Genomic DNA, 19,553 nt, shown 5'->3' on the forward strand with positions numbered 1-19,553 from the left:
CGCCAACGGTCCTGCCTGCCCATGCCACCCCACCTCTGACAGATTTCAGCGATCTGATGGATCCACGCCATGCGTGGATGAATCTCCATCGAGTTCGAGTATTTCGACAATTGATCGAAGAGCATCCACGCATGGCGTGGATCTGCCGTGTCGACCAAGGTCGACACCTACCAGCAGCAGCGGAAACTGTCGAAGGCGGGGTGGGTCCGGTTGCGGGAGTGTCCGCGGCATGGATGCCGCGGCCAAGCCCCCATGGACGGGTTTACGGCGTCTCCCGCAGCCGGACCCACCCCGCCATCTCACGGAATGCACGCTGTTGCTGTTGCTGTTGCTGTTGCTTTGGCCTCGGCGGGTGCAGGGCGCAGCCCTGCCGTACGCCTACCCCCTGGCCATTGCCTGCCACCACTGCGACAGCAGCTCCGGCCTGCGCAGGCGCTCCCGCCACCAGCGCAGGGCAGCGCCCTCCTCACCGGTGCGCCAGGCCAGCCAGAAGGTCTCTTCCGGCTTGTGCTCCTCCACCTCACGGATCACCAGCTGGCCGCGCGCCACTGCAGCGCGCGCGCACGGCTCGGGCAGGAAGCCGAAGCCCACGCCTTCGCACTGCAGCTTCAATTTACTGGCCATGTCCGGCACCGTCAGCATCTCCTGCCCCATCAACAGGCCCACCGTGCGCGGCAGCAGCCTGCGCGCCGAATCGGAAACGGCGATCGCGCAATGCTCGACCAGCTGCTCACGGCCCAGCACGCCCTGCACGTTGGCCAACGGATGATCGGGTGCCACCGCGAACACGAACGCCACCGTGCCCAGCGGCTCGACCACATAGCCGCCACCACTGGGCCCTTCGCCCGGCGCGCCGACCAACAGGTCCGCACGGCGGTCGAGCAGGGCCTCCCAGGTGCCGGACAGGGCCTCGCCGATCAACCGCAACCGGGTCGGTGCCTCGGCCTCACGGAATGCGGCGATATCCGGCCCAAGCAGCCAGGTCGGGAACACCGAATCCACCGCCAGGGTCAGTTCGGTCTCCCAACCCGACGCCACCCGGCGCACCCGCAGCTCCAACTCGCGGGCCGCGCGCAGCAGATGCCGGCCTTCGTCCAGCAGCGCGCGCCCGGCCTCGGTCAGCTCTGCACGTGGGCCGACCCGGTCGAACAGCTGCACGCCCAGATCCTCCTCCAGCTTGGCCACGGTATAGGAGATGGTCGAGGGCACCTTGTGCAGGGCCTTGCCGGCGGCGGCAAAGGAGCCACGGCGGTCGATGGCATCCAGGATCTGCAGGGCATCGAGGCTGAGCTTGAGCATTCGAATTTTTCGATGATGGTCGTCAAAACTATCCGTTTTTCAAACCCCGGGCGCAAGCGGATACTTCTCTCCAACGGGGAAACACAGCGGTCACTGGCCCACCCCGCCCCATCGAAACCATCGAACAAGGAGATTCCCTCATGCTGCAGATCCGCAAGAGCGCTACCCGTGGCCTGGCCGAGCATGGCTGGCTGTCCTCGCGCCATACCTTCTCCTTCGCCAACTACTACGACCCCCGTTACGTCAGCTTCGGCCCGTTGCGGGTGATCAACGAAGACAGGGTGATTGGCGGCCAGGGCTTCGGCACCCACGGCCACAGCAACATGGAAATCATCTCCTACGTGCTGGGCGGTGCACTGGAACACAAGGACTCGATGGGCACCGGTTCGGTACTGCGCTACGGCGACGTGCAGCGCATGAGCGCCGGCAGCGGCGTCACCCACAGCGAGTTCAACCACTCCGCCGACGAGACCGTGCATTTCCTGCAGATCTGGATCTTCCCGGACACCGAGAACATCGCGCCGTCCTACGAGGAGACCCACTTCACGCCGGACAGCAAGCGCGGCCAGCTGCGCCTGATCGCTTCGCCGGACGGTGCCGAGGGTTCGCTGCGCATCCACCAGGATGCCCGCATCTTCGCCACCATTCTCGATGGCGGCCAGAAGCTGCATCACGCCCTCGGCAACGGTCGTGGCGCCTATGTGCAGGTGGCGCGTGGCCAGCTGCAGGTCAACGGCATCACCCTGGAAGCCGGTGATGCGCTGCAGGTCAGTGACGAAGCCCAGCTGACCCTGGAAAACGGCAACGACGCCGAAGTGCTGGTGTTCGACCTGCCGCTGTAACGACAACGCCCGCGATGCTGCAGAGCATCGCGGGCGTATGTGTAGAGCCGAGCCCACGCTCGGCTGCGGATTGACAACCAGCCGAGCGTAGGCTCGGCTCTACACGACCCGCGTCAGAACCTGTAATTCAAGCTCAACCGCACATTGCGCGGCTCGCCCCAGGTGTAGGTGCTGTACCAGCTGAAGATCGTGTAGTAGCGCTTGTCCAGCAGGTTGTTGACGTTGAGCGTGGCCGACAGCCGATCATTGAATTCATAGCGTGCCATCGCATCAAGCAGCCAGTACGGCTGGGTGCGATGCACGACCTGCGCGCCGGTGGCCGGGTTGCTGATCTCGCCAAAGGTGGAATCCTGCCAGCGCGCGCCACCGCCCAGCATCAGCCCTTTCCAGTCACCGCGCAGGCGATAGCTGCTGTGGAGGCTGAACTGGCTTTCCGGTTCCAGCGTGGTGACCTTGGCACCGGCCTGGCGGGCGATCTTGTGCGAGAACCCACCCTGCACCTGCCAGCCTTCTGCCAGCTGGCCCGACATCTCAAGCTCGTAGCCCTTGGTCCGCACGCCCATCAGGGCGCGATACGCATCCTGCCCGTCCGGCGTCTTGCCACCGGTGGGCTGGGCGAAGTTGTCCTGGTCGAGCTGGAACAGCGCTGCACTGGCGTTGAAGCGGCCATCGAGGAACTCGGCCTTCAGGCCCATCTCGTAGCTGCGACCCTCCAGCGGATCCAACGCCTTGCCCTGCTCGTCGCGCTGCCCCTGCGGCTTGAAGATGGTGCTGTAGCTGGCGTACACCGAATAGTGCTCGCCGAGGTCATGGACCACGCCGGCATACGGTACGAACACGCCGGTCTCGTGCGTGCCCGGCGAACGATAGCTGGCCAGGCGGCTACCGACGATCAACTTCAGTGGATCGGCGACGTCGAAGCGACCGACCACGTACAGGCCATTCTCGCGGGTCACTTCATTGTTGTCGTAGCTGCGCTGCCATTGCGGCTCGGGAATGTCGCCCTGCCATGCGCGGTAATCGGGCACCTCGGTCGGATAGCCGGACTGCGGCGCGTAGCCGGTATTGGTCCAGCGCTTGCGCGAAGCACTGCCGCCCACCACCAGTTCATGCTCGCGGCCAAACAGGCCGAAATGACCGCTCAGATAGAAGTCGACCGCATTGCTGACGGTCTTGCCGACGTACTTTCCCAGCCACAATGACACGCCTTCGCCGGTAACCGGATCGGGATTGCCACCGGCGGCTCCCGCCAATGCGGCGTCATAGCCGTTGACCTGGTGGTTGATCTGCAGCTTGGCCACCCAGTCGTTGTCGAAGGTGTGCTCCAGCGTGGCAAAGCCGGTGCGCACATACTGGCGCCACCCGCTCCAGCGGGTGCCGTTGTTGAACGAACGCGGCATGTCGTTGAAGTTGCCGGCACTGTCCAGCAGCGGAATACCGCCCCAGGTCGAGCCCTTCGGGTCGCTGTCCATCGCATCGCCGCCTACGGTCAGCAGCGTACGTTCACCCAGATCGGCTTCCAGTACTGCGTAGCCGACCTTGCTGGTGCGCTGGTAGTAATCGAGATTGGAATGCTTGTCCTGCCAAGCGCCCACCGCACGGCCCCGCACGCGCCCATCGGCTGCCAGCGGGCCGCCGACATCGATCTCGGCGCGGTAATCATCCCAGCGCCCCACACCCAGCGTCGCGCTGCCAGCGAAGTCCTTGCCCGGCTTCTTGCGCACCAGGTTGATGGTCGCACCGGGATCGCCCATGCCGGTCAGCAGGCCGGTGGCGCCCTTGAGCACTTCGATGCGGTCGTAGATGGCGGTGTCGCTGAGCGTGTTGCCGGCCGAATAGGCCGAGTCGCGCGACATGGGAATGCCGTCGTACTGGAAGTTCTGCACGGCAAACCCGCGTGCGTAGTACTCGGTGCGTTCGCTGTCATAGGTGACGATGCTGATGCCAGGGGTCACCCGCATCACATCATCGATGCCGTGCAGGCCGAAGTCATCCATCTCGGCGCGGGTGATCACGCTGATGGTCTGCGGCGTCTGCCGCGGCGTCAGCACCAGGCGGGTGGCGGTGGCAATGGTGCCGGGCGTGTAGGCGCCGCTGCCCTCGGTGATGGTGCCGAGCAGGTTGGCAGTGACCTGCACGGTCTGCAGGGTCTGCGAGGCGGGTGCCGGTTTGGCCTTGTCCTCGTCCTGGGTGGACTGGGCAGCGGCGGTGCCGCTGCTCAGTGCAAGCAGTAGCAGGCCTTGGGCCAGTGCATGCGGCAGCGGCAGGCGACGCGGGAACAAGAGCGGAAAACGGACAGGCACAGACAGCACGGCGGGACCTCCACGATAGGGTGGGATCCTCTGGCGGCGGCTTGAGGGAAGAGAGGGGAGCGGCCGGATGGCCGCAGGCGCAGGAGTGTACTCCCCTGCGCCCCGGCTGTCGTGCGGTGTGCTGCGGCGGTCTCAGCCGCCGATGGCGGCGCAGGCCTCCAGGATCAGCGCGGTCACTTCCTTCGGCTGCGAGGCCAGCGAGGCATGGCTGGCATCCAGCTCCAGCAGGCGCTTGGGCTGCATGCGCGTGGCCATGGCCTTCTGGTTGTCCGGCGCGATCATGCGGTCATGGCGGGACAGCTGGTACCAGCTCGGCTGGTGTTTCCACGCCGGGTCGCTGACCGTGTCGCCGAAGGTGCTGGCCAGCGGCGCCTTCTGGGTCACCGCCATCACCCGGCCTTCGTCGTCGCTCAGGTCCTGGCAGAAGCTCTCATGGAACTTGTCCGCACGCAGCCACAGGTAGCCATCGCTGTCCGGTGCCAGGTTCGGCGCCGCTTCCGGCAGGTGCTGCTGGGTGATGCCACCGGGGCTCTCGCCTGCATCAGGCGCGAAGGCAGCGATGTAGACCAGGCCCTTCACGTTGGGCTCGTTACCGGCCTGGCTGATCACCGCGCCGCCGTAGGAGTGGCCGACCAGCAGCACCGGCCCGTCGATCTGCCGGATCATTTTCTGGGTGCGTCCTGCGTCGTCGGCCAGCGAGGTGAGCGGCAGTTCCACCGCCTGCACACGGTCGTGGCCGTTGCGATGCAGTTCCAGGATCACCTTGGCCCAATGTGCGGCCCCGCCCCAGAATCCATGGACGAGGAGGATGGTGGGTGTCGTGCTCATGTACGGGTCTCCGGGAGCGGCCGGCGGGATGCGGGCCGTGCAGCCACTGTCCGTGTGCGGCGTTAATCGCTAGTGACGCAATCGAATCACTGCAATCGTATGCGTCGTTCAATGTCATGCATGGCACTTGCCGATCCGCCCTGAAAACGATTTCATGGAGCCCCCCGGATCTCGCATCGCGCATGACGCCTTCATCCCCACGTGCCCAACAGCACGCTACCCGTGCCGCCTTCTTCATTCCCGGATTCGCCACCGCCGCGTGGGCGCCGATGGTGCCCTATGCCAAGGCCAAGGCCGGGCTGTCCGACGCCAGCCTCGGCGCCGTGCTGCTGTGTCTTGGGCTGGGTTCGTTGCTGGCGATGCCACTGGCAGGTGCACTGACCGGGCGATTGGGTTGCCGCCGGGTGATGGTGATCACCTGCGCGATGATGCTGTGCGCCCTGCCCTTGCTGGTGCTGGCACCCTCGCCGGTGTCGCTGGGCGCGGCACTGTTTGTGTTCGGTGCCGGCGTCGGTGCACTGGATTGTGCGATGAACATGCAGGCGGTGGCGGTCGAGCGCGATGCCGGGCGCGCGATGATGTCCGGCTTCCACGCCTTCTACAGCATCGGTGGATTCGTCGGTGCTGGCTGCATGACCGGGCTGCTGATCCTCGGCACGCCGCTGTGGCTGGCCGCGCTGGTTTCGGTGGTGGCGCTGCTGCTGGTTGCGATGCTGTCGGCGCCGCATTGGCGTCCGCAACGGATCCTGCACGAAGGCCCCTTGCTGGCACTGCCGCATGGCGTGGTGCTGTTCATCGGCGTACTGGCCTTCGTGGTGTTCCTCGCCGAGGGCTCGATGCTGGACTGGAGCGCCGTGTTCCTGGCCGAAGTGCGGCAGGTGCCGCGTGACCAGGCCGGGGCCGGCTTTGCGTTGTTCACCCTGGCGATGACGGCAATGCGCCTGTTCGGTGACGGCATCGTCGAGCACCTCGGCCGCACCCGCACCCTGGTCTTCGGCGGTATCACGGCCGCGGCAGGCTTCACCCTGGCCACGCTTGTGCCCTCGTTTCCGGTGGCGCTGGCCGGCTACGTGCTGGTTGGGCTGGGCTGCGCCAACATCGTGCCGGCGCTGTTCTCGATGGCAGGCCAGCAGCGGGTGATGCCGGAAAGCATCGCCATCACTGCCGTGACCACACTGGGTTACGCCGGCATCCTCGCTGGTCCGGCGGCGATCGGCGCAGTGGCACATGCCACCAGCCTCGGCTTTGCCTTCCTGTGCGTCGCCCTACTGCTGCTGGGCGTAGCCGCCTCCGCCCGCTCACTGGCCCGACGCGTGGCCTGACAGAAAAAGGGGACGGAGGGGATTAAGTCGCATCTGCCCCGAGTGTGCTGCAAACGACTTAATCCCCTCCGTCCCCTTTTTTCAGCCGTGTGCCAGCCATTCGGCCTGGGCCGGCAGCTGTGGGGCTGGGCACGCGCTCTGCGGGTGGTGCTCGTCGCGCGCCATCCAGTCATCGACCACGCCGGCCAGCAGGTCCAGCCGCAGCGGCAGGGTGATGTGGTCCTCTCCACGCATTTCGATGTAGTGCGCGCGCGGGTTGGCCTGCGCAAGCTGCCGGCCCTGGCTGACCGGAATGTGCTGGTCACCCTGACCGTGCAGCAACAGCACGCAGGCGCGGGTATCGGCCAGCGCACGCGCGACGTCGACGCGGTCCAGATCGACATCGATACGGCGGCTGGCGGCGGCGATCACCTGGTTGATGTCCTGGCCCCCATAGCGCCAGCGTGCGTACGACGCCACCGCCTGCGCCTTCAGGCCCTCCGGCTGCAGTCCCATCAGGTGCGGGATCATCGTGCGGATCGCCGCACCGGCATTGGCGAACGATTCCATCGCCACCACGCCGGCCACCTGGTCACCCAGCTTGTCGGCGGTGAACACCGCCGTGGCCGCACCATAGGACACACCGAACAGGTACAGCGGGCCGGTCACTTCGCCGCGCGCGCGCAGCTCGCCGATGACATCGACGACGTCATCCGATTCATAGGTGCCATAGCCGGACGGACCTGCACCGGACTGGCCATGGTTGCGAAGGTCGAGCGTGACCACGCGGTAGCCGGACTCGGCCAGCTGCAGCGACCATGGCAGCATCGAATCACCATTCATCATCCACCCATGCAGCAGCACCACGGTGCCGCGTGGCGCCTGCGCGCGGAACGGCTGTGGCACGGCCAGACTCAGGCCGGTATCAAGAGGCAGGCCGTTCTCATGACGCTGCGGAAGGTAGTGGTACCGCGCGCCGTAGTCGCCGGGGTCGAACACGCGCCAGAAGATCGGCACGCCATCGCGACCCGCTGCGAAGCCATGGCGGTTGGGCAGCCCGGCAATGGCCGCGGCGATGCGCGGGCGATCGAGCAGGGTCGACACGCCGCCTGGCGCGATCAGCCGGTCGGCAAGCGAGGTGGACGAGGCGTTGATCGAGGATGAGCATGCAGCCAGCCACAGGCCGGCGCACGCCAGCAGCAACAGCAGCAAGCGCTTCATGGGCAATCGGGAAAGGATGCGACAGCGTGGCAGGTTAACGACGCGGGCGTAGGCCATCTATCGCGCGTGGATGACGGCTTGATGACAATGCGGGATCGATTCAGGTTGTCACAATGGCGCGATCGACCTCGGCATTGATCCGGATCAATGAATACGCCGGCATGCTTGCCCACAGTGCCCGCATGCGCACCTCGTTCAAGCTCGCCATTGCCCTGGCCGCCACGCTGGCCGCCGCCTATGGCATCGCCCGCAGCACGCCCTACTGGTTCGCACCTCGGCAGGCCGCGCAGGTCGACATCCACGACCCGGCGCTGATCGCACAGGGGCAGTACCTGTCGCGCGCCGCCGACTGTGCGGCCTGCCACACCGCGCCGGGCGGCAAGCCGTTCGCCGGTGGCCTCGGCATGCAGACGCCGATGGGGACGATCTACTCGACCAACATCACCCCCGATCCGGAAACCGGCATCGGCGCCTACGACTACGCCGACTTTGAACGCGCGGTACGTCGCGGCATCCGTCACGATGGCCAGCCGTTGTATCCGGCAATGCCGTACGCCTCGTACGTGATTGCCCGCGACGCCGAGATCAAGGCGCTGTACGCCTATTTCATGGGCTCGGTGCAGCCGGTGAAGCAGGACAACGCCGACAGCACGATTCCATGGCCCGCCAACATGCGCTGGCCTCTGGCATGGTGGCAACTGCTGTTCGCACGCCCACGCAGCTTCAGCCCGGATCCGTCGCTGGACGCCGGCCAGCAGCGTGGTGCCGAACTGGTGGAAGGCCTGGCGCATTGCGGTGCCTGCCACACGCCACGCGGGCTGGCGTTCCAGGAAAAGGCGATGGCCGATGATGGCAGCCGCCAGTTCCTGTCCGGTTCGGTGCTGGAAGGCTGGTACGCGAAGAACCTGCGCAACGAATCGACCGGCCTGGCCAGCTGGAGCGAAGGTGAGATCGTCGATTTCCTGCGCACCGGGCGCACTGATCGATCGGCGGCCTTCGGTGGCATGGCCGACGTGGTCGAGCACAGCACGCAGTACCTGTCCGATGCGGACCTGCTGGCGATGGCGCGCTACCTGAAGCAGCTGCCCGCCCGCGAAGGTCGCAGCGCACAGTGGTCGCCCGGCACCGACACCACCACCGCCGCACTGCGCAGCGGCGACTACCGCGTGGCCGGTTCGCTGGCCTATGCCGAGCACTGCCAGGCCTGCCACCGCGCCGACGGCCGCGGCATGCCTCGCGTCTACCCGGCCCTGGCCGGCAACTCGATCGTGTTCGCTGACGATCCCAGCTCGCTGGTGCAGGTGACCCTGATCGGCGGCCGCACGCCACAGACCCCGCACGACCGCATGGCCTTCACCATGCCAGGCTTCGAGCAGCTGCCGAATGCGCAGCTGGCACAGATCCTGACCTTCATCCGCAGCAGCTGGGGCAATCAGGCCAGCGCAGTGAGCGAGGTCGACGTGGCGCGCATGCGCCGGGTGGTGCGCGACAAGCCGGTGCACTACGTTCCGCAGGAGACCGCACAATGAAGCGTTCGCGCACGCGTTCCCGCCTGCTGATCGGCAGTGCGATCACCGTCGTGCTGCTGGCCGGCGCCGGTACCCTCGCTTACCGTCATCTGTACCCGGATCTGGATGCCGCCGTGACCGGCACGATCGATATCCTCGATGCACAGGGCAAGGTGGTCGGCCACTACCACGCGCCCAGCGCCGAAGAAATCGCCGGGCTCGGCAATGCCGAGTCGGTGATGCTCGGCCGCCGCCTCCTCAACGAGACCGCACGGCTGCTGCCGGACAACGTCGGCAACGATCTGAACTGCAACTCGTGCCATATGGCCGAGGGCAAGCGACCCTTCGGAAACCACTACTTCAACACCGGTGGCGGCGCTTATCCGCGTTACATGCCGCGGCCTGGCAAGGTGATCGGGTTGACCGAACGCATCAATGGCTGCCTGCAGCGTTCGATGAACGGCAAGCCGCTGCCGAAGGACGCGCCACAGATGCGCGCGATGCTCGACTACATGGCGTGGCTAAACAGTGCAGTGCCGGACGGTGCAAAAGTCGCCGCGCCAAGCGAAGGGCCCATCGACAGCACGCTGGCCCCGGATCCGATCCGCGGCCAGGCGCTGTACGCCGCGCAGTGCGCTGCCTGCCACGGCGACAACGGCGAAGGCCGGCGCGACGCCAGTGGTGACATCGCCTTCCCGCCGCTGTGGGGCGACCACAGCTTCAACATCGGCGCCGGCATGGCGCGCCTGTACAAGGCGGCCGGTTTCGTCAAGCACAACATGCCACCGGCAGTGACCCGCGAACCTCCGCTGGGGCAGCAGGTGATGCCCGACCAGGATGCGGTGGACATCGCCAGCTACTTCATCAACCAGCCGCGGCCGGACTTCGCCAACAAGGGCAAGGACTGGCCGCGCGACCCGAAACCCAAGGACGCGCGGTACTGATGCCGGCAGCAGGTGCCGGCCGTCGTACAACACGATTCCTGCATCGCCACGTCATGCCGATGTCATTGGCGCTGCCGACACTCCGGGGTTTCCTCCCTCTGAAGGTCCGGTTTCGATGCGAACGATTGCGCGTTTTCCCCGTGTTTCGCTGCTGGCCCTGCTGATCGCCCCCGCACTGGACGCCCTGGCCGAAGCACCGCAGGGCGAGGCGGCCGAAGCGCGCAGCAGCGATGCCCGCACCCTCGATCAGGTGCAGGTGATCGGGCAGGCCACCAGCTACGCCAAGACATCGGTGCGCGCGGAAACGCTGAACCGGCAGACCGTGATGAGCAGCGTCAACGATGCACTCAACGAGGTGCCCGGCGTGGTGGTCAGCGAAGCCGATGCCACCGGCTCATCGGTGTGGGGCACGCAGATCAGCATGCGTGGCTTTGTCACCAACCGCGACACACAGCAGATCGGCACTACCATCGACGGCCTCCCCAACGGCGGTTCGGGTTACGGCGGCGGCTCGCTGGCCAACCGCTACATCGACATCCTCGACCTGGAAACGGTGGAAGTCAGCCAGGGCACTGCCGATATCTCCTCGCGCTCGAACGAGGCCCTGGGCGGCACGCTCAACTTCCTTACCAGCGACCCGCTGCAGGACAGCCGTCTGCGCTTCGTGGTCGGCGCCGGTGACAACGATGCGCGCAAGTACTACGTGCGCTACGACACCGGCCTGCTCGGCGGCCACACCCGCGCCTGGGTCAGTGCCTCGTCGGCGCGCGTGCATGACTGGATCGATGGCAGCGGCAAGACCAGCAACGACCACATCGCCGGCAAGTTCATCACCGAACTGGATCGCTGGACCCTGACCGGCTACCTGTCCTACAACGATGCCGACGAGCCGGAATACACCAGCGTCTCACCGAAGGGCTTCGCGACCAATCCGGATCGCGACAACCTAGTCGGTACCCTCACCGGCATTCCCTACCTGGACCAGAACTACCGTTCCGGCTCGCGTGCGTTGCGCGAGAACACCTTCGGTTACCTGCGCGCGGCCTTCGACGGTGCCAACGGCTTCAAGGCCTCGGTGGCCGCCTACGGGCACCGCATGCAAGGTCGTGGCGACTGGCTGCCTCCCTATCTGGCGCAGGTCAGCGATGACGGTGCGGGCCGCCCCGAGTCGGAGTACATCGGTGGAAAAACCGTGTACGGCGGCAGCAACCGTGGCCAGATCTTCTTCGTCAATCCCGACGGCAGCGCCGCGCAGCGCCTGGCCAACTGCACGCCGCGGCTGGGCTTCACCGCCGAATACGATCCGAACTGCTACGCCGGCAACGTGCTGGGCGCGCAGTCGTATCGCCACACGCACTACGACAACGACCGCATGGGCGTGACCGCCGACGTCGAGTGGCGGCAGACCTTCGGCACGGTCGACAACACGATCCGTGGCGGTCTGTGGGTGGAGAAGCTGGACCGTTCGGCGCGCCGCGACTGGCATCGCCTGCTCAACGTCGGCCAGGACATCGCCTTCGACCACCAGCCGTACTGGGTACAGTTCGAGGACAAGTACAAGGTTGACGAGCAGATGTACTACGTCGAGGACGTGGCGCGCTTCGGGCCGTTCAGCGCACGCCTGGGCGTGAAGCAGTTCTTCGTCGACCAGTCGCGCCGCCGCGTGATCGGTGCCAGCGAACACGTCAGATCCGATTCCAGGTCCGACCCGCTGCTGTCCACCGGCTTGACCTGGGCACCGGGCGTGGAAGGCATGGAGCTGTTCGCCGGCTTCTCGCAGAACTTCGCCGCGATTCCTTCCGGCGTGCTCGGCGAGACCGACCCGCAGCGCTTCCGCAACGTCGAGCCGGAGACCGCCGACAACATTGAAGTGGGCATGCGCATCAGCCGCTGGCCGCTGACCGCCTCGGTGACCCTGTACAACATCAAGTTCGACAACCGCATCGTCTACCTGCCGGCCGGCTTCGTCAGCGGCATCGACTACCTGGGCGAGACCGACGGCGTCTACGAGAACTTCGGCGGCGTGGAAAGCAACGGCCTGGAAGCGGCGTTCGGCTATGGCTGGGACAACGGCTGGCGCCTCAACGCCGCCTATACCTACAACCGCTCCAAATACCTGGGCAGTGGCGATGCCGCGCGTGATACCCAGCTGGGCATCGTCGACGGCGCCAAGGTGATCGGCCAGCCCGAACAGACCCTCGTCCTGTCGGCGGACTGGCAGGGTGAGAACTGGAACTTCGGCCTGTCCGGCCGTTACCTGGGCACGCGTTATCTCGACGCCGCCAACGTCAACAAGCTGCCGTCGGCCACCGTGTTCAACGCCAACATCGGCTTCGACCTGCAAGGCCTGTCGCCGCGCCTGAAGGGCATGGGCGCCAACCTGGTGGTGAGCAACCTCACCGACAAGCGGTATCTTGCAGGGGTGGACGGCCGCGACAACGCCTTCATCGGCGCTCCGCGCACCGTCGGCATCTCTTTCCGCGTGGACCTGTGAGTGAGCCCGTGACCGATATCGGCCGACGCCGGTTGTTGCAGGCCGGCGTTGCCGCCGGCTTTTCTCCACTGCTGCCCAGCATCGCCCGGGCCGCCGCGATCGCCCCCGCCGCGCAGACGCGCAGCCTGGAAGACCTGCAGCACATCGTGGTGTTCATGCAGGAGAACCGTTCGTTCGACCACTACTTCGGCACGCTGCCAGGGGTACGTGGTTTCGGTGATCGATTCGTGGCCCCCGCGGCGGCACTGCAGGCCGGTGGCAGCACCCGCAGCCTGTGGCTGCAGCCCGATGCCAGCGGCACGCGCGCGATCGCGCCGTTCCCGCTGGATACCGCCGCGCACTTCGGCTACATGCGGGTGGAAGGCACGCCGCATACCTGGCCCGATGCCCATCGGGCGTGGGACCACGGGCGCATGGGGCAATGGCCGAAGGCCAAGCACAACCACTCGATGGGCTACTTCCAGCGCAGCGACCTGCCGTTCCAGTTCGCCCTGGCCGATGCCTTCACGATCTGCGATGCCTACCACTGCGCAATGCAGGCCGGCACCAACCCGAACCGGGTGTTCCTGTGGACCGGCCACAACGATGGGCATGCGCGTGCCGGCGGCCCGGTGATCGCCAATTCGCACGACAACTTTCCCGAACAGGGCGGGTACCCGGCGTCGTACCGCTGGACCAGCTATGTCGAGCGCCTGCAGAGGGGCGGCGTGTCCTGGCAGATCTACCAGGACATGGCCGACAACTTCACCGACAACCCGCTGGCGGGTTTCGAGGCCTTCCGTCAGGCCCACCGCGCGGCGCCAGGGCATGACCCGCAGCTGCGCGCTCGCGGGGTCAGCACGCGGGGCCTGACGCAGCTGCGCCAGGACGTCATTGACGGGCGCCTGCCGCAGGTCAGCTTCATCATCGCCGACGCGGCCGGCAGCGAACATCCCGGCCCGTCCAGCCCGGCACAGGGCGCGGCCTATACCGCACGCGTGCTGGATGCGCTGACCGCCGATCCGGACGTGTGGAGCCGCACCGCCCTGCTGCTGATGTTCGACGAGAACGATGGCTTCTTCGACCACATGCCGCCCCCTGCCCCGCCTTCGCCGGTGGACGGTGGCTGGGCGGGTGTATCCTCGGTCAGCACCGAAGGCGAGTACCACCGGCACCCGGCACCGGGTGACGAAAAGTACGATCTCGCCGAACTGCGCGGGCGCCCGTACGGTCTGGGACCGCGCGTGCCCCTGTACGTGATCTCGCCGTGGAGTCGCGGCGGCTGGGTCGATTCGCAGGTGTACGACCACACCTCGGTCATACGGCTGATCGAGCGCCGCTTTGGCGTGGCCGCACCGGACATCTCGCCGTGGCGCCGCGCGGTCTGCGGCGACCTCAGCACTGCGTTCGACTTTGCCCAGCGCGATACCCGCCCGTTCGTCCGCGGCCTGCCCGACGTGAGTGCGGTTGCCGCACGCGCCGCTGCCTTGCCGGGACGCACCGTGCCCACGCTGCCAGAGGGGCTGAAACCAGCGAAACAGGAAAGCGGTGTACGCCCGGCGCGCGCCCTGCCCTATCGTCCGCAGGCATCGATTGCCGCAGTCGATGCCTTGGGTGTGGATCTGACGCTGTCCTGCGAAGGCGCGGCGGCCGTGCTGCATGTCTACGATCGGCTGCGGCTGGATGCGGTACCACGCCGCTACACGCTGCTGCCAGGTACGCCACTGCGCGAGCGCTGGCCGCTGGACGCCCAGGGCCGCTATGACCTTTGGCTGCTTGGTCCGAACGGCTTCCACCGCCACTTCCAGGGTGCGGTCAAGGCGCCTGCCGTGCAGGCTTCGATCGAGCGCGCGGACGGCCAGCTACGGCTGCAGCTGCGCAATCTGCACAACAGCGCGCAGAATGTGCGGGTGCAGGCCGGCGCCTATGCCGGGCACATGCCGGAGCAGGCGCTGGTGCTGCCGGCGCATGCTGAGGCCACGGTGGCGTGGGACGCGGCGCCCACCGCAGGGTGGTACGACCTGCGCATCGGTGCGGGCGACAGTGCACTGCGACTGGCCGGCCGCGCCGAGGATGGGCGCCCCGGCACCAGTGACCCGGCAATGGGCAGCGAGCCATTGCGGTTCGAGCACGATTGAGGAGCCCTCTGTAGAGCCGAGCCCACGCTCGGCTGCTTCTCGCCCTGGTCGCATTGCCCCGACAAAGCAGCCGAGCATGGGCTCGGCTCTACGCGGCAGATCGGCAGATTCAGGCCTCCTGCAGCCCCGGCCGGCCGTGCTCCACCGCATAGCGTTTCCAGCTCTGCAGCACGCCATTCGGCTGCATCACGGTATCCAGCGTCTTCATGTCGCCGATCCACGCATCGCGGGTGACATCACACAGCACGTAGCCACGCTTGTCGGTGGTCGCCCTCAGAAAGGGGCTGTGCGCTAATTGGTTCCTGGCATACGCATCCACACCCTGACCATCGGCGCCAGAGGTGATCGACGTGGCGAGGAACTCGCTGGAGATCACGCCCGAGTCACGGTGGTCCTGCACCAGATCGCTGGCATAGTGGCGATGCGCGTCGCCGCAGGCGGTCACCACGTTGCCGAAGCCCACCTTCTGGATGTGCTCGAGCAGGCGCCGGCGGCTGTCCAGGTAGCCCGACCACTGGTCATCGGACGACTGCACTACCCCGTCCTTCTCGCGCATGTAATTGCCCAGCGCCACCTGGTGGGCGATGGTATGCCAGCGCGGTGCCGCATCGGACAGGCCGTCGAACAGCCAGCGTTCCTGCTTCGCCCCCACAATGCTGCGCTCCGGCGATTCCACCTCCTCGCGCAGCGTCATGTTCACCTGCTTGCTGCGGTACTGGCGCGTGTCGAGCAGGTGCAGGTCCATCAGCGTGCCGTAGCGTGCGCGCCGGTACATCTGCATGTGGCCGTCGCGCGGGAACGCCGAACGGCGCAGCGGCATGTTCTCGTAGTAGGCCTGGAACGCCTGCGCGCGCCGCAGCAGGAACACTTCGCTGGGCGTATCGTCCTGGTCTTCGGCGCCGGCCCAGTTGTTGTCCACTTCATGGTCGTCAAAGGTGACGAACCAGGGAGCCGATGCATGAGCGGCCTGCAGGTCGGCATCGCTCTTGTACTGGGCGTAGCGGCGGCGGTAATCATCCAGCGTATAGATCTGCGGGCCGACGTGGTTGCGCAGGTTGGTGAACGGCTGGCCGTTCATCTTCCGCAGGCCCGGCTGGCTTTCGCCTTCGTAGATGTAATCGCCGTAGTGGAAGACGAAGTCGAGCGGTTCCTCGGCGATGCGCCGCCACGCGGTGTAGTGGCCTTCTTCGTAGTGCTGGCAACCTGCCACCGCAAAGCGCACGCGATCCACCGCTGCCGTGGCTGCCGGCAGCGTGCGGGTGCAACCGACCGCACTGGCATGGCCACCCACGGTGAAGCGGTACCAGTAGGGCCTTCCGGGCGCCAACCCGTCCAGCTCCACGTGCACCGCGTGGCCGAGTTCGGGATGCGCCATCGCCGCCCCCTGGCGTACCACCCTGCGCATGCCTTCGTCTGCGGCCAGTTGCCATTCGACCAGCATCGGCCGGGTCGGCATGCCGCCGCCGAACACCAGCGGTTCGGTCGCCAGGCGCGTCCACAGCACCATGCCATCGGCCGAGGGATCACCCGAGGCCACGCCCAGGGTGAAGGGTGTGCTGGCAAAGCGCGGCTTGGCCAGCAGGTTGCGCGGGTTCAGCGCGGTGGCATCGGCCTGCGCGGCCAGCGCGTGTGCCGTGCCCATCCAGGCACCGGCAGCGGACAGGCCGGCCAGGGCCAGGAATCGCCTGCGATTGATCGTCTCCACGGCTGTGCCCTCAGTTGTAGATGATGTGGAAGTAGAAGAAGCGGCCGTAGTCGTCGATCTCGGTACGGAAACGCCCGTTCGGACCGGTGCTGTAGGTTGGCTGGGTGTTGAACAGGTTCTTGGCCTCGTACTTCAGCGTCACGTGCTTGCCGACCTTGTGGCTGAAAGCCATGTTGAACGTCAGGTATGGGTCGTAGTACGAATCCAGCCATTCGGTGTCACCGAAGTCGACCAGCATCCGGCTGCGGTAGGTTCCGGACAGGCGCAGCTGGGCGCTCCTCCATGGCATGCGCCAGATCACCGAACCATTGAGCGACCAGTCCGGCTGGTACAGCAGGCGATCCAGGCGACGCTCGGTGCCGTCGCTGATGCGGTAGTTGGTCTGGCCTTCCAGCCGGGTTGCATTGAAGTACATGTCGAAGCGCTGGCGGCCCCACTGCAGATTGCGATTGGCCACCGCGAACTCGACGCCACGAAGCTTCGACTCGTCGGTGTTCATCGGCTGGGTGACCCGGTAGCGGGTGTCCCCCACGTTCTCGAACGTGGTCAGTGTGTAGATATCGTCCTTGATCACCTTGTCGAACAGCGCCACCGAGACCAGGCCGTTGTTGCCGTTGAAGTACAGGTCCCACGCCAGGTCGATGTTGGTGGAACGGCGCGGCTGCAGGTTGGCGTTGCCCTGCTTGATGCTGCAGAAGCCCCTGCCCTCCTCGTCATCGCCACAGCTGGTGCTGGTGGCCTGGGCGATGTTGCTCGGCGTCGGCCGGCCCAGCGTGCGACTGGCGGAAAAGCGCAGGCGCTGCTCCTCGCTCAGCTTGAACGTCGCATTCAAAGACGGCAGCAGGTTGTTGTAGCCACCGCTCGTGTTGCGGAAGGCGGAGGTGTACGTGGTGCCACCATCATCGCTGAACGGGCTGTAGGCATCGAAGCGGGTGTGGTCGTAACGCAGGCCGCCGATCAGCAGCAGCCGGTCCCAGGCGTAGTGAGCGGACACATAGGCATTGGTGATGTCCTCCACGTACTTGTAGTCGCTGGTGAAGTTGGCATTCGGATACGCCGCATTGTTGTTGCCCAGCTTCGGCAGCAGTTCCTCGTTCCACTTGCGGTTGTCGATCAGCGGGAAGCCCGGCACGCTGCCCAGCAGCGTCGACCCCGGGTAAAGGTAGTCGTTGAGCGTGGCGCTGCTCCTGAAGTAGTCGAAGTCGATGTCCTGCCAGATCTTCAGGTGGCGGTACTCGGCACCGGTGGCCAGGCCGAAGCCACGCGCATCGGCGTCGATGTTGTAGCTGAAGTCCGCGCGCAGGTTGTCGATGCTCTCCTTGGCATCGCGCGGAGAGACATAGGCCTGCGCCGGATTGAGCTTGAACGCGGAGCTGGTCAGCAGGCTGGAATCGGAAACCGCCACCGCATTGGGGAAACCGTGGCTGTCGTTTTCGTAGTCGACGAACAGATTGCTCGGGTAGGCGCGCACTCCCCAGTAGACCTGGCTGTTATGGAAGGTCTCTTCGGTGTGGCCACCGCGCAGGGTCAGGCGCGAACGGTCGCCGATGTCCCAGTTGAAGCTGGCGATGGCGCCACGGTTGCTGCGGTCCCAGCGGTCGTGGCGGTTCTTGATGTAGATGCTGTTGATCTGCGTGGTGCCGCTGTCCTCGGTCTGGTTGCGGATCGGAAACTTGGCGTTTCCATACAGATCCGTCTTGTTCATCGTCGAGTTCTCGTAGAACCGGTACGAGTACAGCAACAGCGATGCGTAGAACGGATCATCCGAGGGCTTCCACTCAAGCTTGGCGGAGCCACCGAAGTTGGTGATGAAGTTGGTATAGGTGCCGGTGCTGAAGTTGCCAGGCGCACGCAGGCCGTTCCAGCCCTTGGCCTCGTCCGGACCCGTGGTGCCGTCGGTGAGGTATTTTCCAGCGTCGTTGTAGTAGTAGTTCGACTCCACCCAGCGCTTGACGCTGTTGCGTGAACGCTGCTCATAGCGTGCCACCGCAACGATGCCGAACTCCTGGTCGGCGCCGAACTGGTCGGAGAACACCATCTTGGCGCTCTTGCCGAAATGGCCCAGGGTCTCGTGGTTGCCGCCAGCGCTGCGCTCGACGTTGGTCTCGGCTGTGGAATAGATGCCTGCCACGTCGGCAAACACGTACCTGCCGGACCGGTCGAAGGCACTGCGGCTGATGATGTCGATCACACCGCCGATCGCATCCGGTGCCTGCTCCGCGCTGAAGCTCTTGTAGATGTCGGTACGGGTGCCGATGTCGCTGGGAATCAGCTGCAGGTTGTTCATGCGCTCCCCGGAGCCACTGCCACCCACGCTGGCAATCGCGATGCCATCGATGGTGGTGTAGTTGAGGTTGGCCTGCACGCCGCGTACCGTCACGTAACGTGGCTCACCAGCATCCTCCACCGCACTCAGGCCTGGAGCGGCCATCAGGCTCTCGGCCAGGGTCTCGTCGCCGTAGCTGTCCATCTCGTCGTAGACCACCGAATCCTTGATCACCGGCGACGACTTCTTCTGGTCGATCACCTCGTGCGCGGCAATCACCTTCACCGTATCCAGGGTCGGCGCCACCACCGCTCCGGCCTCGCGCGGCATCGGCGCGGCTGGCTTCGGCGCGTTGCGTGCGGGTGCCGGATCGATGGCGATGACATTGCCATCCACCACGGTGTAGCCCAGGCCGGTACCCGCCAGCAGTGCGTCCAACGCCTGCTTGACGGTGGCGCCACGTGGCACAGCCCCGGCCATGTGCGCTTCACCGCTACCCGAGTACAGGAACTGCACGCCGGAACTGCGCGACAACTGCTCAAGTGCACGGGCCAGCGGTTGCGCCGCGATCGGCGCCGACACGCGGGCTTCAAGGCCATCGGCAGCGGCCGCGGCCGCCATTGGCACGCTGCAGGGAGACAGGGCGAGGATGATCGACAGGTAGAGCGTGTTGCGCATCACGGGTCCTTGGAAGAGAGAAGGCAGCAGGCGCCGCT

Annotated in this window: 12 protein-coding genes; 6 read left to right on the forward strand and 6 right to left on the reverse strand. The window is 66.1% G+C overall.

The window, feature by feature from the left end; translation table 11 throughout:
• Positions 1-378 precede the first annotated feature (378 nt).
• Positions 379-1,299, reverse strand: a complete 921-nt coding sequence (locus AC10QF_RS00005; RefSeq protein WP_494541535.1) for a LysR substrate-binding domain-containing protein — start codon at positions 1,297-1,299, stop codon at positions 379-381.
• A gap of 140 nt (positions 1,300-1,439) precedes the next feature.
• Here AC10QF_RS00005 and AC10QF_RS00010 point away from each other — a divergent pair, with 140 nt between their 5' ends.
• Positions 1,440-2,141 (forward strand): pirin family protein, encoded by a 702-nt coding sequence (locus AC10QF_RS00010; RefSeq protein ID WP_069137896.1) that lies wholly within the window; start codon positions 1,440-1,442, stop codon positions 2,139-2,141.
• A gap of 113 nt (positions 2,142-2,254) precedes the next feature.
• Here AC10QF_RS00010 and AC10QF_RS00015 read toward each other — a convergent pair whose 3' ends face one another.
• Both AC10QF_RS00015 and AC10QF_RS00020 read right to left on the reverse strand, forming a co-directional pair.
• The gene (locus AC10QF_RS00015) at positions 2,255-4,453 is read right to left on the reverse strand and encodes a TonB-dependent siderophore receptor (protein ID WP_494541536.1); all 2,199 of its coding nucleotides are present in this window, start codon (positions 4,451-4,453) and stop codon (positions 2,255-2,257) included.
• 132 nt (positions 4,454-4,585) lie between these two features.
• A complete protein-coding gene (locus tag AC10QF_RS00020) occupies positions 4,586-5,281 on the reverse strand; it encodes an alpha/beta hydrolase (RefSeq protein ID WP_069137898.1) in 696 nt (231 codons plus the stop codon).
• Between the two features lie 182 nt (positions 5,282-5,463).
• Here AC10QF_RS00020 and AC10QF_RS00025 point away from each other — a divergent pair, with 182 nt between their 5' ends.
• Positions 5,464-6,603 (forward strand): MFS transporter, encoded by a 1,140-nt coding sequence (locus tag AC10QF_RS00025; protein WP_138953701.1) that lies wholly within the window; start codon positions 5,464-5,466, stop codon positions 6,601-6,603.
• 81 nt (positions 6,604-6,684) lie between these two features.
• On the opposite strand, the gene AC10QF_RS00030 is transcribed toward AC10QF_RS00025, so the two are convergent.
• Positions 6,685-7,803, reverse strand: coding sequence for an alpha/beta hydrolase (locus AC10QF_RS00030; protein ID WP_005416104.1), 1,119 nt, complete (start codon positions 7,801-7,803; stop codon positions 6,685-6,687).
• A 182-nt stretch (positions 7,804-7,985) separates the two neighbouring features.
• Here AC10QF_RS00030 and AC10QF_RS00035 point away from each other — a divergent pair, with 182 nt between their 5' ends.
• The 4 genes from AC10QF_RS00035 to AC10QF_RS00050 all read left to right on the forward strand — a co-directional run bounded on the left by AC10QF_RS00035 (position 7,986) and on the right by AC10QF_RS00050 (position 14,866).
• On the forward strand, positions 7,986-9,332 hold the full coding sequence (locus tag AC10QF_RS00035) for a c-type cytochrome (RefSeq protein WP_494541700.1): 1,347 nt from the start codon (positions 7,986-7,988) through the stop codon (positions 9,330-9,332).
• Complete coding sequence (locus AC10QF_RS00040; RefSeq protein WP_472958895.1) at positions 9,329-10,255, forward strand: c-type cytochrome; 927 nt, start codon at positions 9,329-9,331, stop codon at positions 10,253-10,255. The genes AC10QF_RS00035 and AC10QF_RS00040 overlap by 4 nt, the downstream gene beginning before the upstream one ends.
• Positions 10,256-10,370: 115 nt before the next feature.
• Entirely contained in the window at positions 10,371-12,749 is a 2,379-nt protein-coding gene (locus AC10QF_RS00045) for a TonB-dependent receptor domain-containing protein (RefSeq protein WP_494541537.1), read from the forward strand.
• An 8-nt stretch (positions 12,750-12,757) separates the two neighbouring features.
• Positions 12,758-14,866 carry a phosphocholine-specific phospholipase C gene (locus tag AC10QF_RS00050; protein WP_494541538.1) on the forward strand — a complete coding sequence of 703 codons (2,109 nt, stop codon included), beginning with the start codon at positions 12,758-12,760 and terminating at the stop codon, positions 14,864-14,866.
• 109 nt (positions 14,867-14,975) lie between these two features.
• On the opposite strand, the gene AC10QF_RS00055 is transcribed toward AC10QF_RS00050, so the two are convergent.
• Positions 14,976-16,571 (reverse strand): alkaline phosphatase D family protein, encoded by a 1,596-nt coding sequence (locus AC10QF_RS00055; protein WP_494541539.1) that lies wholly within the window; start codon positions 16,569-16,571, stop codon positions 14,976-14,978.
• Positions 16,572-16,581: 10 nt separating this feature from the next.
• A complete protein-coding gene (locus tag AC10QF_RS00060) occupies positions 16,582-19,515 on the reverse strand; it encodes a TonB-dependent receptor (RefSeq protein WP_494541540.1) in 2,934 nt (977 codons plus the stop codon).
• Positions 19,516-19,553: the final 38 nt, after the last annotated feature.

Source organism: Stenotrophomonas maltophilia complex sp. Om-AH-Sm3 (assembly GCF_059337855.1).

What these genes read in the sequence shown, in the direction of transcription:
- AC10QF_RS00045 (WP_494541537.1), top strand. Translation starts at nt 10,371, where the DNA reads ATGCGAACGATTGCGCGTTTTCCCCGTGTTTCGCTGCTGGCCCTGCTG.
- AC10QF_RS00035 (WP_494541700.1), top strand. Translation starts at nt 7,986, where the DNA reads ATGCGCACCTCGTTCAAGCTCGCCATTGCCCTGGCCGCCACGCTGGCC.
- AC10QF_RS00040 (WP_472958895.1), top strand. Translation starts at nt 9,329, where the DNA reads ATGAAGCGTTCGCGCACGCGTTCCCGCCTGCTGATCGGCAGTGCGATC.
- AC10QF_RS00010 (WP_069137896.1), top strand. Translation starts at nt 1,440, where the DNA reads ATGCTGCAGATCCGCAAGAGCGCTACCCGTGGCCTGGCCGAGCATGGC.
- AC10QF_RS00060 (WP_494541540.1), bottom strand. Translation starts at nt 19,515, where the DNA reads ATGCGCAACACGCTCTACCTGTCGATCATCCTCGCCCTGTCTCCCTGC.
- AC10QF_RS00025 (WP_138953701.1), top strand. Translation starts at nt 5,464, where the DNA reads ATGACGCCTTCATCCCCACGTGCCCAACAGCACGCTACCCGTGCCGCC.
- AC10QF_RS00005 (WP_494541535.1), bottom strand. Translation starts at nt 1,299, where the DNA reads ATGCTCAAGCTCAGCCTCGATGCCCTGCAGATCCTGGATGCCATCGAC.
- AC10QF_RS00030 (WP_005416104.1), bottom strand. Translation starts at nt 7,803, where the DNA reads ATGAAGCGCTTGCTGCTGTTGCTGCTGGCGTGCGCCGGCCTGTGGCTG.
- AC10QF_RS00020 (WP_069137898.1), bottom strand. Translation starts at nt 5,281, where the DNA reads ATGAGCACGACACCCACCATCCTCCTCGTCCATGGATTCTGGGGCGGG.